The organism is Chitinophaga sp. (genome assembly GCF_017745275.1).
GTDB lineage: Bacteria > Bacteroidota > Bacteroidia > Chitinophagales > Chitinophagaceae > Chitinophaga.
In genome coordinates this window covers 637,297-651,131 of the sequence record NZ_JAGHZS010000002.1, presented here as the reverse complement: position 1 = coordinate 651,131, position 13,835 = coordinate 637,297, and the positions used below count along the sequence as shown (strand labels likewise).

Sequence of the window (13,835 nt, the reverse complement as noted above, 5' to 3'; positions counted from 1 at the left end):
TGTAAATGAATAACGCGAATATAAAAATAATTTGCACCACATGCAAGGGTGGCCACCGGGTTTTAATAACACAACAACGCCGCTTGCATGCAAGCGGCGTTGTTGCGACAAGCAGGTTATTGCTATATTTTATATGATTTCAGTACATTCATCACCCAGCTTTTACCCCATTGCTCCACCTGTTCACTCGTCCACAGGTAGGGATAAAAAATTCTTTTCTGGAATCTCGGCGGCAGGTATTTCTGCCAGTTGGTACCACCTGTAGCCGCGATGTCTACCGGGTCACGCTCCAGGTAACGAACGGCAGATTTATAATGCGAGAGTGGCCATTCTACGTTTACAAACAGGTCTAATTTCCTGAGTTCTTCTTCCACTGCAGTCATATCTTCTCCTCTTTGCTGCAACGTTTTGTAGAGGGCAGAGAAATTGCTGCTAATATTATTTTGTGCCAGTTGCAACAGTTGCCCCGCATATTTCGCGATAAATTGTTGCAGCGTCAATGTTTGTTTCCCGGTTGATAGTTCCGAAGCCCCGTATTTCCAGTAGATATATTCAAATTGTTCCGCGGTGGATGCATGCTTCAATTCTTCCCGCTTATCGAGGGTAACGAGTTGAATGAGATCTGTGGAATAGATTTCAATCATGCGATATTGCCCGGATTGGAAGCCACTTGCCGGCAGCAGCGACATTCTGAATTTCAGGAATTGCTCTTTGTCCATTCCATCCACCATAATATCGAAAGAAGATACCAGGGCCGTAAAGTAGGCGTTGATCCTTTTCAGCCTGGCGGCAAAAAAATCACGTGTCAGTGATACGTTAGCCGTGATTTGCCGGCATTCGTGCAACGCCAGTTTAAAATACAGCTCGGTGATCTGGTGATACATGATAAACACTTCCTCATCCGGGAAAGGTGTTTTCGGGTGTTGCAGGCTTAGCAATGTATCCAGGTGAATATAGTCCCAATAAGTCAGATAATCTGCATACAACAGGCCATCCAGGTATGCAGTAATATCCTGGCCCATCACAGCATACTTATCGTGCAGCCGGGATAGCCTGTCTTTTATTTCAGGTGTTATTTCCATCAGTCAATTATTTTTTGTGTGCAACGAGTGTTTTACTGATTGTCAGCATTCGTTCCGCAGCCAGGAAAACATCTTCAAAACTATTATAGAGTGGTACAGGACTTAACCTGATAACGTTAGGCTCGCGCCAGTCGCCAAGAACATTATTGGCTACCATTGCCTCAAATATTTCTTTGGCGTTGTATTGCGCCACAATGGATACCTGGGCGCCCCTGTCCCCAGCGGTGGATGGCGTAATGATCTTATACTGTTCAAACCCGAGGCTTTTATTCACTTCCTGCACCAGGTAGCACAAATAGGCAGTCAACTGCAGGCTCTTTTCCCTGAGGGGTTCCATGAAACCCGCCTTCTCAAAAATCCGGAGTGACGCATAATACAGCGACATGGGGATCACCTGTGTGCAGCTCACCTGCCAGCCATCGGCACCGGCTTCGGGATGAAATCCTTTTTGCATTTTAAAGCGCTGTTCCTCCTGGTATCCCCACCAGCCGGCGAAGCGATGGAGCTGCGTATCGGAAAAATGTTTTTCGTGTACAAAAATTCCGCTGATACCACCGGGACCGGCATTCTGGTACTTATAAGAGCACCAGCAGGCGAAATCAATATTCCAATCATGCAGTTGTAAGGGCACATTTCCTGCAGCATGCGCCAGATCAAATCCAACAATAGCGCCGGCAGTATGCCCCGCTTTTGTAATGGCAGGCATATCGAACCATTGGCCGGTAAAATAGTTGATGCCTCCAAAAAGTACCAGGGCTATCTCCTCTTTGTGTGCTGCAATAACTGATAAAATATCTTCTGTTCTCAGCGTATGCTCTCCTTCCCTGGGCGCAACTTCTATAATAGCGTCTTTCGGGTCATAGCCATGAAACCGTACCTGGCTTTCCACCGCGTATTGGTCGGACGGAAAAGCGCCGGCTTCCATAATAATCTTAAACCTTGCCGCTGCAGGGCGATAGAAGCTGACCATCAACAGGTGTAAATTCACCGTGAGGGTATTCATCGGGCATACTTCGTGAGCGCCCGCGCCAACGATGTTAGCCATGAGTCCCTTCAGCGCTTTGTGATAATACATCCACGGCGTTTCTCCTTCAAACCACCCTTCCACACCCAGGTTTTCCCAGTTGTTCAGTTGTTGGTCCACATACGAGCGGGATGATTTAGGCTGCAATCCCAGCGAATTGCCACATAAGTAAATGATGGGAGCATTATGCTGCCGTGGAAACAGGAACTCATCTCTCAGAGGATGTAATGGATCCTGCCGATCGAGGCTTTGCGCAAAAGCCTGATTGTTTTCAAAAATCATTTTGATAAATATATTGATGGTTGGAAACAGCGTACATGGCATTATGCCCGGCTACGCAAAAAACGATATACAAATAAGTAGAAAGGCGACAGCATAGGCTGTCTGCAGAAGGAGTTCCTGCTAAGAAGGACGATTGATGATATTTTTGTAGATATCCAGCATTGACCAGAAAGTACAGCAAAGCAAATATAAATTGATTATTCTGCCAAATAATTTTATACGGGGCAATGAGTGGCATCAAGAGTAGCCCGGTTGGAGTGATCGTTCATCCGGTATGCTGCCAACCCGCCATGCGCCCCCTTTTAACATTCTTATAACATTTTAATATTTAATTTTCATCCGCATCTCTTATCCGAGAAAATCATTTAACTAACATCTCCTGTAGCAAATTTTACATGGAGAATATTATTTCTACTTGATCTTGTTTTTAATCAATTCAATTTCATTTAGCATGATGCACATTTTAAACAGTAAAAGCGAAACAACTCAAGGTACCTGCAACACCTACCGCCAACCAGCAACCACTATTCAACAGACCGTTATTCCTGACGCCATAAAGAGCCGTATCCTGGGCCTGATGCGTCTCAGAACACCAACACTTATTATTAATAATACTTCGTCTTAAGCTGGTGAACCAGCTATCTTAAACGTACGTTGTCAGCTATGTTATAGCTGACGGTTATACTATTGCGTACTCCTGTTAATAAGGGGTTCCAATCGCCTGTTTATTTCCATTATTCCACATAAATCTTAGCTATCAATTTTTAAGTATGTCACTATCTTTTATTTATCGGAGCATTTTGCCTGTTTCCCTTCTTTGTTTTTTTCATGCTGTATTTGCAGTTGCATCACCGGTGCAGAAACCAACCGGTAAAGATAAGTCCACGTTTACTGCCAGGCTGATCAACATCGCCGCTACCAACAAAGAGCCATTCCGGTATAACGCAAGTTTGCATAACGGGAGCGGCTATTCCCAGGCATACGGGTTAATGGCCACTTTGCCGGAAGGTTGGAATGCCGTTTTCCGCACCGAAGGCAGCCAGATTGCCGGCCTGAGAATGGACTCCGGCAGAACCCAGGATATTGCTATAGAAATTGCGGCCACGCCTGTAGCAAAACCTGGTAAATACGTTATTCCCGTGATGGCCGTGACAGAAAAAGACACCCTCCTCCTCAACCTGGAAGCCGTAGTAACCGGCAACTATGGTATCGAATTAACCACGCCAACAGGCCGGTTAAGTGATGATGTGACCGAAGGCCGCAGTAAAGAGATCACACTGACCGTAAAAAACACAGGGTCGTTACCGTTAGAAGGACTGGAGCTTTCTGCACAGGCGCCGGCCATGTGGAATGCATCTTTTGCACCTGCCAAAATAGACCGGCTGGAACCGGGTAAGGAACAAAATATTACCGCTACCCTGAATGTTCCCAACAAAACAATTGCAGGTGATTACATCACTAATTTCACCGTCAGGAATAATAATGCGAACAGCAATGCCACTTTTCGCATGACAGTAAAAACCTCGATGCTGGCCGGATGGATAGGCTTCCTGGTCATTTTGCTTTCGTTGGGCATTGTATATTTCCTGATTCGTAAATATGGAAGAAGATAAAGGCTATGGAAGATCTTATTGTAGAACTGGATGGCCTGACAAAATATTATGGAACTGTAAAAGCAGTAGATAATCTTTCTTTAAAGGTATCCAGGGGAGAAATTTTTGGGCTGCTGGGACCCAACGGAGCCGGCAAAACTACTACCATCCTGATGATGCTTGGCTTGTCTGAGCCATCTGCCGGTAAGGCCGTTGTTTGCGGTATCAATGCCACGCGCAACCCGATTGGCGTCAGGCGCCGCGTAGGCTATTTGCCAGACAGTGCAGGATTCTATGATAACATGACTGCACTGGACAACCTGAAATATATTGGCCGCCTGAACAATATTCCTGAAAAGGAAATTGACGCACGTGCCAGGCAAACCATGGAAATGGTAGGACTGGGTGCACAAATGCATAAAAAGACAGGCACTTATTCCCGTGGGATGAAACAGCGTCTTGGTCTGGCTGACCTGCTAATCAGGGAACCGGAAGTAATGATCCTGGATGAGCCTACGTTGGGAATAGATCCCAGTGGTATCAGGGAATTTCTCCAGTTGATCCGGCAACTCAGCCGGCAACAGTCAATTACCGTGATGCTGTCTTCCCATCACCTGCACCAGATGCAACAAATTTGTGACCGGGTAGGCATCTTCGTAGAAGGGAAGATGTTGGCAGAAGGTAATATTGAATCTCTCTCGGGACAATTATTCGGAAGCGATTCATTTAGTGTAGCCGTTTCCGTTCGTGAGCCCTTGTTGCCTCCCGCTGAGCTGGAACAGCAGTTACGGAGAATAGGCCACCTGAACAACGTAAAAATAGATACCAATATCATCGAGCTATCGTGCAGTGAAGACATTACGCCGGAAATAGTACGCTTCTTTGTACAGCAAGGCTACAATGTCACAGGCGTCCACAAAAAGGAATATGGCCTCGATGAAATCTATCATCGTTTTTTTGAAAACAATACTAAAAAGGGAATTTCCCATGAGAAGTCCACTACTATACATTCATAACTTTTTTGCGCCACAACGTCCTGCGGGAGCATTTGGGCTCATCGTTCAAAAAGAGGTAGGTGATCATATCCGTAGCTGGCGCTTTATTGTGATGCTGCTGGTGATCCTCTTTACCTTTGCCGGTACGCTGTATGCCTCGCTCACGAATCTTGGCAAGTCGGTTGGAAATTTAAATGACCCGGATCATGTATACCTCTATCTGAAACTACTGACCACTTCAGATGGCGCGCTTCCCACCTTTCATATTTTTCTCAGCTTTCTGGGACCACTATTGGGAATAGCACTTGGTTTTGACGCTATCAACTCGGAAAAGAACAATGGCACCCTGGTCCGGCTGCTCGCACAACCTGTTTACCGGGATAATCTTTTGCTGGCGAAATTTTATGCAGCACTTCTTCTTGTAGGAACGCTTTTTCTCAGCCTGGTACTCCTGATGATTGGCGCGGGATTGCTTCTCACCGGCGTGCCCATGGAAGCATCCGAATTTTTCCGCATACTGGCATTTACGCTGCTAAGCGTTATTTACGTTGGCTGCTGGCTTAGTCTCTCTATCGGTCTTTCTGTTGTTTTCAGGCACGCCGCCACATCGGCTATTACCGCTATTGGTATATGGTTGTTCTTTACCATCTTTTACCAGATTATTATTAATGTGGCAGCAAGTGCACTACTGCCGGATCCGGGTTCCTTAGCCGAAGAACAGGCCATTGCATATAACAACCTGTTTATGTCGTTTCTAAGAATAGCGCCCAGCCAGCTATATACAGATGCAGCCACCACGTTGTTGATGCCCTCAATCAGAAGCCTGGGGCCATTGAGCATGGAGCAAATGGCGGGAGCAATTCCTTCTCCCCTGCCACTTAAAGAAAGCCTCATGATTGTATGGCCACAAGTGACGGGTTTACTGGCAGTCACCACGCTATGTTTTGCCGGGAGCTACTACTTTTTTATGAGAAGAGAGATCCGGACTTAAGGGAACCGGGTGATGACAATCAAAATTATTATGGCAAGCGTGAGAATGGGGCAAGGTTTCCGACTAAGGACCTGCCCCATTTAATTTTGGTTGACCGATGAGTATATTGCGAATATTAAAATAGGGTTTCGCTAATGTTAATAGAAGCAGGGATAAGCCCAGGCAGCACCATCTGACATCACTTCAACTGATCCACCCTGTCGAAAAATTCCTTCTGCAATTCGAGTGTTTTTGTATCTGCTTTCACTTCTTTTAGCGCTTTCACAAATTGCGCTACTTCATGATCCGCGATAAACTTTCCCAGCGCCTCCGTAGATTTGGAGGCCTCGCCGGCGTAGTGATTGGGATAAGAGGAATACCACCAGATAGGGGTGTACAAGCCGGGTAAAGATGACCGTTGCTGATTCATCCCATTTTCACCAGTGGCGCGTTGCAGGCGCATTAAATCAGGGCGATAATGCAGTAAAATAGACGTCTCACTTTCTCCACCATGCAAATCACCTCGCATGTCAGTAAGATGTCTTTTTTGATATGCTTTGACATATTCCGTATCCACATCAGGCCGATAGAAATAAACAGCATAGTTATGCCGCTTATTCAATAAGCCCTGCATAAAAAATTCTATAAACTCCGGGTTGCCACCATGGCCGTTAAGAATGATGATCTTATCAAAACCGTTGCGGGCAATTTCATCACAGGTAGCTTCCAGTAGTTCCAATATCAATTTATTGGGAAGGGAAAAAGTACCTGGTTGGTGCCGGGCTTCGTTGATTTGCCCATAAAAGTAGTCCGGGAAAACAACCGCGTATTCCGACTTTACCGCTTGCGCCGCCCATTCCCGTACATGAACCAGGTCCGTGCCAATAGGTGCATGCAGGCCGTGTTTTTCGAGGATGCCAATTGGTAAAATACAGGTCTTAGACGACTTTTGGAGCGCAGCAGAAAAATCGCTGGCCACCAGTTCATCCCAGCGGGCAGGTATATCCTGCGCAAAGGTGTAGCTGGAAAAAAGTAATGCGGTAAGGGCGATGATGTATCCTTTCATATCCGTTTAATTGATGATTAATTTTGATAATGGTGATCATTTCCGGCCCTAAAATTATCATACCTTTATCTATGAAAATAATGAATAAATTTTTCTATATCAATCTATTTAACTCATGTTAAATATCAACCTGCATCACCTGACAGTCGTCAACGCCATTGAAAAGGAAGGCTCTATGACCCGTGCAGCAGAGAAACTTTTCATCTCCCAATCGGCCCTGAGTCACCATATACAGGAACTGGAAAAGAAAATCGGCGCGAAAGTTTTCGACAGGAGAAACAAAAAATTACACCTCACCCCTATCGGCAGGAAGATGCTTGACAGTGCCGGCGTAGTGCTGGCGGAACTGCAAAAACTGGAACAGGACATCCAGTCGTTAAAAAATGGCGATAGTGGCACTATCCACATTAGCACGGAATGCTATACTACCTATAACTGGTTACCCCGGCTCATTCAAAAATATCAACAACGCTTTCCGCTTGTCAATGTAAAAATCAGGGATGGCGCCACCCGCGAGCCGTTGTCCGGTTTGCGAAACGGGACACTGGATGTAGCACTGGTAAACCGGCCTGCAAAGCAACCATTACACCATCATACTGCCGTTAAGTATACGCCCGTTTTCCAGGATGAACTGGTAGTTATTATGAGTAAACAAAATCCATTGTCAAAGCAGCGGGTAATACGGCCGCAGGATTTCCGGGAACAAACATTAATCAGCTATGACGTAGACGACAAGGATAACGATCTTATTGAAAATATGCTGAAACCCCATAAAGCGGAACCGGAGAAGGTGATAAAAATGCCTTTAACGGAAGTAATCCTGGAAATGGTGAGATTAAACCTCGGCATTACGGTGTTGGCCAAATGGCTCACTGCACCGCTGTTAAACGGTGATTTGAAAATGCTGCCATTAAAGGATGATTTCTCGAAAAGATCCTGGTGCCTGGTGACGCTTCCTGATCAAAGCCGTTTGCAAAAAGAATTTATAGGATTTATGGTAAAGGAATTGCGAAACAGGCCATAATAAGTGTATGTACGGCATACCTGGTCATACTAGTGGTGTGTCCAGCCTTGTAAGCTGCTGTGGGTTCTCCATTGCGTAAATGCGGACGAAATGAATGTCCTTTTGATTTTTGGGTTCAAACATCAAGACATCAGTGACTTACAAATGTGACATGCTATCTTTAACGAATGTAAAAAAGAGGAGGTTATAAAAAGAAGAATTGCACCTAATTTACTTTTTATGGCCCCTTTGGCCCCTTTATGGCCCCTTTGGCCCCTTTATGGCCCCTTTATTTTAAGATTCAAAGATGTATAAAGTTCCCTTCCCTGTGGTTCCGGTTTTTCGTAACAATCTACTTTCTATCATTTCCTGCAAGTCTCTCGTCGCCGTTCTTTTAGATACATTAGCGATCTCCTGATACTGCGCATTACTGATACTTCCATATTTTTTTATAAACATCATTGCCTTTTCCTGCCTTTTTTCCAGGTTGAGCTCAATTATAAATTGGTAAGTATATTTCTCCTTCAGGAAGGTAATACTAAATCCTCCTTGCTCTTCCTTTATTAAAGGTTCGGGCAGTCCTGCTTCAATGCAGGAATCGATGATTTTATTTGTACCCCTTCCCCATGCTTCAATATATCCCGCTTTAAAAAAAACAGTCGCAATATTCTTGTTTCTAGGATAAGAAGAGTGATTCACCTTTAGCTCTTCAATGCTCAGTTCATCCGGCAATGAGCCCGGATTCCAAAGATGCAAATGATCATCGTAAACGCGTAAAAAAGTATAGGTGCTTGAATAATCTTTATGCACAATTGCATTTAATATCGCCTCCCTTAATGCTGGTTCAGGATATTCCAGAGGCTCATGCCTTTCAAGTCCGCTATAAGATATTGGTCGGATAAGATATTTGGCCTTTAATACTTCAATTACTTTGTCTGGCATATCAAAAATATTCGTCTCAACGACATCATGAAACAACAAGTCATGATTGGATTTACCAAAGCGACCAATTTTAAAACTTATTGTCGCATTAAACCTCGTTGGGTTCTTGCCAAAAAGGAATACTGCAGCATTAGTTAAAAAGCCTGAATCTGTTACAAGCCCCAGGTTTCTTAAAAGAATTTCCAATCTTTCGTGTGTGACGTTCTGAGGGATTCTTTCTCTTTCAACTGCTTTCGCAAGGAACGCCTGAATTGTATCTTCACTAAGATCACTTATCGAAACACCCTCAATTGGCAAATCCTCCCACTTCTTTCCTATTTTTTTCAGTAACAAATTTTGTAATGAAATACCTTTCAGCTCTTGTTTAGTACTCCCACTACGATAGTGATAAACCCCATGATAAGCGATAGGCACACTACTTATTGGCACCTTAATTTCAATATAATGCTTATTCTCCTTTTTATGCAAATTTACATCGATCACTAATCCCAGGTGACTAACTGCTTTATTAGGAATGTCTTCCATTAATTTTTTATAATCATCTATACCTACTACAGAACCGCTATCATTAATACCTATAAAAATTCGACCACCTTGCGCATTCGCAAAGCCACAAATCCATTTGAGATGTTCATCTCTCCATAATTGCTTATACTCTACATTTTGTTGCTCTGGCATGTTCCAAAAAATTAAATATCAATATGACACAAATATATCCGAATGCTCTTCCCATGTACTATAACCATTTGTGAAACATTGCGTATTAACAAATACTACGGCCTATAAACCCTACATTTCGAATCGGTACACTGGGGACCTTCCGGCGGGAAATTCATCGCGACTGTGCCCAGGGCAATGCCAGTGGAGATCCGCTACAGGTTCATAATAGCAAATCAGTTAGATTATAGCTGTCAATATTTCAGAACAAATAATTAAATAGTCATTTTGTTCTTTTTACTCCCTGCCTCACTAATTCACGCAATGCAAAAATGACAGCTAAATATTGCCTTTTTTAGGTCTGGCATATAGGTTGATGGCCATTTTTAACGGTAGCGTTACCCACAAAAAAATGTTTGTTAATAATAAAAAAGGAGGTTACTATGTCACTTGTAAGAAGCAACAGGGAACCACTTACAAATTTGCCGACCCTGTTCGAAAACTTGTTTAATCATGGTCTTTTCAGCCGGGATAACTTTAATAATTCCATCAGCGGCACTACCATTCCGACGATGAATATTAAAGAAACAGACGAGGATTTTCTTGTTGAACTCGCTGCACCAGGTATGAAGAAGGAAGACTTCAAAATTCACCTCGACGGCAACAACCTATCCATTTCTTCTGAAAGAAACGTTAGTGAAGAGGAACAAAGTGATGGCAAATATTCCTATAAGGAATTTAGTTACCAGTCCTTTAAACGTACCATCACACTTCCTTCCAATGTTGTGGATGAAGAAAAAATACAGGCACGATATGAGAATGGACTACTATCGCTGAAAATTCCCAAAAAAGAAGAGGTAAAGAAAAAGGCGCCACGTCAGATAGCCATTCATTAATAGTGCTATAAAGATCATCTAATCTTATGTAAAGCCCAGCGGAAGGTGGATTACGTATATAGATCCACCTTTCCGACTGGCACAAACCCGTGATAAATGGAAGAGCGTTTTTATATCGATGTGCATTTCAAGGTATCCAGCGGTTGGATCAGTTATGCTAAAATTAACCTGGGATATGACCAGGAGTTCACTCATTCTCTTTTTGAAATGCTAGCGGGTAGAATTTTACCTGAACGATTTCTTAAAATGAACCTGATGGAAACAAAAGATGATCTTGCCGTACTTCACAAAAGCATATACTGTACACTCCCCGAACTGGCTGAAAACTGCATGCTGGTAACGAAGGAAGTTTTCAGGTTCTACAATCTTGATAAAGGGCATTAAATCAACATTGGTTTTATAATCAATAAAGAGGATACTCCAGGCTTCGAAAAATCTCAAAGCAAACAAGCACTTCACAATTATACATTGACAGACCTGGCTCCGACTGCGTCAACATCTGTTTCATCACTGTATCCGCCTGCCTTCAATAAAAAATAATATTGAATTTACAGTTACCAATGGAAGTAAACGACAATTTCAATATTTTGTAGTCTAAAACGCATTAACTATGAAATCCATTCTACTTTTATCGTTTTTGTTTTTAGCTACTTGTTTTATTGCATTTGGTCAAAAAAAACAACCTGAAAAATCCGAAAAAGGTTTAATTAAGATATCTATCCTGTATCCTTATGCAGAGGGTAAAACATTCAATATGGAGTATTATGAAACCAAGCACATGCCCATGGTAGCAGGTTATTTAGGGTCAAACCTGGTTAAGTATACTATTGAAAAAGGGGTTTCTGGTGGTGCTCCTGACCAGTCTTTACCTTTTATGGCTGTTGGCACCTTTTATGTAAAAAATTTAAGTGAATATCAAGCGGCCATCGCTCCAAATATAGGGGCGATACGTGCTGATTTTGCAAACTACACCAATGCCGTTCCAACCATTTTTGTGAGTGAAGTAATAAAATAACCGTTTTTTCATCAACATTTAACAGGGAGTTTTAGCGCCAAAAAGAACATATCTTCCTACAGATAGTTCTCTTCAACCGCATTCCTCACTTCACCTTAAACGCCGGCGTTACATAGCTATATACTGTATACCGTAACTCACTCCAGGCATTCAAACCGGGGAAAGCATAGCCGGGGTATAGTTCCTGGTTTACCGGTACAAACACCAGGCGTACACGTATCCGACTACGTCCTTTCGTTAGTGCCGGCGGTACCAGCCATTCATCATCCCGGAAACGGCGGTTGCTGGTTTGTACAATATGCACGCGGTTATCCAGTTCTTTAGGTACATTGCTGAATACGGTGGTATTGGCGCCGGCCAGGTACCAGGTACCCGCGTAGGTCCATTGCAGGTGGGTGGTATCGGCGTTGCCATCGGCAATATATACTGCTGCTTTCTGGTTCGGGTGACTGTAATCCAGTGTGCGTCGCAACAGGGCTCCTTTGTTGGCCGGGTCAAGTTGCACCATAAATGTTGATGTTCCCTGGGTATAACGGCCATCTTCCTTGTGAGCAGGATATACTTCCTGTTTTATTTTTTCGGGCGATGTGGAGCCCAGCACAAAAGAATCTATTCCCAATTCATATCTGGACACAATATTTTCTACCGGGGAAGACTGCGGAGAATACCATTCATGGCTGCTTTCGCTGGCGACGTTGCCCACATCCAGTTCATCGGTTTTCAACAGCGATGGTGCCGGCAGGCCATACCAGTATGTGACGCTTTCATAATGCTCGCGCGACAGGTTTTCACCGCCATGTTCCAGTTGTATTTTTGCGTTTCGTCCAAACGGCATCATGTCTGCCAGCAAAAAGCGATAGGCCGAATGCAGCAGATCTTTCGGATCTTTTGCCTGTTCTTTTTTTGCTACGCCGCAGGGATGTCCAGCAAAAGGCAGCGTCATATTTTCTCCGCCCCAGTAGTCGCCGCCACCACCCCATTCTTCCGTGCCGGTACCTTGTGCCTGTGGCGACTGGCTGTCGTCAAAGAAGAAACGGGGATCACCTTCCAACGTACCCAATTCTCCTTTGTGGGTAAATACAAAAGAGGTACCTACAAAACTGCCGGACCAGTCCGCATGCCCTTCTGCGCCACGGGTATCCAATAGTGTCAGGTCTTTCCCGGGTTGAGGCATAGGAAAATCCTGGTAGTTGGCGTGGAAGTAGGCGTTCCATTCCGGTTGGGTTTTATCGGGCGCGTACCTGATTTCATAACCGAGTTGTGTATGTGGATCGGGCGTAATGCCTGCGAGTTCAAATTTTGCGGATTTAAAAAACGGCATCGGGTAGTAACAGGCCAGTACCACTTTATGTTGCAGGGTGTCGAACCGGATATTGATGGGAAAGCCTTTAACGAGGTATTCCCTGTTATCGCGGTTGTGCAGGGTACCGGCGCCGAAGAAGAGGCAAAGCGGCGCATCTACCGATGGCTCCGTGGCATCGTCCCAGGTAATGCGTATCCGTATCCGTTCCAGTTGCGTCGCCTTTTCCAGTGGCAGACTCAGCTTAAAGGCACGCACTGTGCTGTTGCGTCGTTGAATAGTAGTCAGCAATATTTTTTCGCGGTTTAATGTAACATTGCCTTTTTGTTGTGGGATATGCTGCGGGGCTATGTCCGTACCCGATTTATCCAACAGTGCAACTACAGCCGGATCGGGCGCCTGTTGCGGATTCCAGGAGCTAATGGGCCGGGAAAGATTTCGCGGATCGGCAAACAACTGGTAAATATAATAACCGGTACCATAATGGGTACGGGAGTATGCCAGCCGGAGCGATTGTTCAAACAGTATGGGCGTCCATATCAGGTCAGCGCCTTTGGTATCGCCCCAGGTCCAGGCCAGCGGCCTGGGAAATGGCGTTGCAGGAATAAATCCGCCTCCTTTGATATCCCGGCGGGCATTCACCGGATCGGCAGTACCTGCTTCAGCTATTACGTGATCCTGTCCATCAGTAATAAAGTGCCAGGGACTGCCATGCCAGTGATTGGAACGAAAAAAATAAAGAATGCCCTTACCGTTTACGTCCAGTGTTATATTTTCATTTTCGCCGTTCATAAATAAAAAATGTCCGGCGTCTGCATGTTCATTACCACCTGCCCTATCGTAAGTACTCCTCATATACGTTCTCACACCTAACCGCTGCATCGGCCACTTTTCCCACATCAGGAAGGCATCTTCCCCGGCAGGAACTATAGGTATACTGTTGGCATGCTGTGCCTGTAAAAACAGTGGCAGCAAGGCATACAGGCATACACAGGAAAGTACTTTTTTCAT

13 protein-coding genes are annotated in these 13,835 nt (G+C 44.4%); 8 read left to right on the top strand and 5 right to left on the bottom strand.

Annotation, left to right across the window (positions count from 1 at the left end):
* Positions 1 to 122 precede the first annotated feature (122 nt).
* Positions 123 to 1,082 (bottom strand): tryptophan 2,3-dioxygenase family protein, encoded by a 960-nt coding sequence (locus tag J7623_RS08365; protein ID WP_291919363.1) that lies wholly within the window; start codon positions 1,080 to 1,082, stop codon positions 123 to 125.
* A 7-nt stretch (positions 1,083 to 1,089) separates the two neighbouring features.
* A complete protein-coding gene (kynU, locus tag J7623_RS08360) occupies positions 1,090 to 2,388 on the bottom strand; it encodes a kynureninase (protein ID WP_291919362.1) in 1,299 nt (432 codons plus the stop codon).
* Between the two features lie 451 nt (positions 2,389 to 2,839).
* On the opposite strand from kynU, the gene J7623_RS08355 reads away from it, so the two are divergent.
* The 4 genes from J7623_RS08355 (at position 2,840) to J7623_RS08340 (ending at position 5,966) form a co-directional block, all read left to right on the top strand.
* Complete coding sequence (locus tag J7623_RS08355; protein ID WP_291919361.1) at positions 2,840 to 3,013, top strand: hypothetical protein; 174 nt, start codon at positions 2,840 to 2,842, stop codon at positions 3,011 to 3,013.
* A 145-nt stretch (positions 3,014 to 3,158) separates the two neighbouring features.
* Positions 3,159 to 4,001 (top strand): NEW3 domain-containing protein, encoded by an 843-nt coding sequence (locus J7623_RS08350; protein WP_291919360.1) that lies wholly within the window; start codon positions 3,159 to 3,161, stop codon positions 3,999 to 4,001.
* Between the two features lie 5 nt (positions 4,002 to 4,006).
* Positions 4,007 to 4,996: an ABC transporter ATP-binding protein gene (locus tag J7623_RS08345; protein WP_291919359.1), complete on the top strand. Its 990-nt coding sequence runs from the start codon at positions 4,007 to 4,009 to the stop codon at positions 4,994 to 4,996.
* Positions 4,968 to 5,966 carry an ABC transporter permease subunit gene (locus J7623_RS08340; RefSeq protein WP_291919358.1) on the top strand — a complete coding sequence of 333 codons (999 nt, stop codon included), beginning with the start codon at positions 4,968 to 4,970 and terminating at the stop codon, positions 5,964 to 5,966. Before J7623_RS08345 ends, J7623_RS08340 begins: the two co-directional genes overlap by 29 nt.
* A gap of 178 nt (positions 5,967 to 6,144) precedes the next feature.
* On the opposite strand, the gene J7623_RS08335 is transcribed toward J7623_RS08340, so the two are convergent.
* On the bottom strand, positions 6,145 to 7,011 hold the full coding sequence (locus J7623_RS08335; protein WP_291919357.1) for a creatininase family protein: 867 nt from the start codon (positions 7,009 to 7,011) through the stop codon (positions 6,145 to 6,147).
* A gap of 115 nt (positions 7,012 to 7,126) precedes the next feature.
* Here J7623_RS08335 and J7623_RS08330 point away from each other — a divergent pair, with 115 nt between their 5' ends.
* Entirely contained in the window at positions 7,127 to 8,035 is a 909-nt protein-coding gene (locus J7623_RS08330; RefSeq protein WP_291919356.1) for a LysR family transcriptional regulator, read from the top strand.
* Between the two features lie 273 nt (positions 8,036 to 8,308).
* On the opposite strand, the gene J7623_RS08325 is transcribed toward J7623_RS08330, so the two are convergent.
* A complete protein-coding gene (locus J7623_RS08325; protein ID WP_291919355.1) occupies positions 8,309 to 9,634 on the bottom strand; it encodes an ATP-binding protein in 1,326 nt (441 codons plus the stop codon).
* A gap of 422 nt (positions 9,635 to 10,056) precedes the next feature.
* Between J7623_RS08325 and J7623_RS08320 the strand changes: the two genes are divergently transcribed.
* The 3 genes from J7623_RS08320 to J7623_RS08310 all read left to right on the top strand — a co-directional run bounded on the left by J7623_RS08320 (position 10,057) and on the right by J7623_RS08310 (position 11,524).
* Entirely contained in the window at positions 10,057 to 10,509 is a 453-nt protein-coding gene (locus J7623_RS08320; RefSeq protein WP_291919354.1) for an Hsp20/alpha crystallin family protein, read from the top strand.
* Positions 10,510 to 10,605: 96 nt separating this feature from the next.
* Complete coding sequence (locus J7623_RS08315; protein ID WP_291919353.1) at positions 10,606 to 10,893, top strand: hypothetical protein; 288 nt, start codon at positions 10,606 to 10,608, stop codon at positions 10,891 to 10,893.
* Between the two features lie 226 nt (positions 10,894 to 11,119).
* The gene (locus tag J7623_RS08310) at positions 11,120 to 11,524 is read left to right on the top strand and encodes an EthD family reductase (RefSeq protein ID WP_291919352.1); all 405 of its coding nucleotides are present in this window, start codon (positions 11,120 to 11,122) and stop codon (positions 11,522 to 11,524) included.
* Positions 11,525 to 11,609: 85 nt separating this feature from the next.
* On the opposite strand, the gene J7623_RS08305 is transcribed toward J7623_RS08310, so the two are convergent.
* A complete protein-coding gene (locus tag J7623_RS08305; RefSeq protein WP_291919351.1) occupies positions 11,610 to 13,835 on the bottom strand; it encodes a DUF2961 domain-containing protein in 2,226 nt (741 codons plus the stop codon).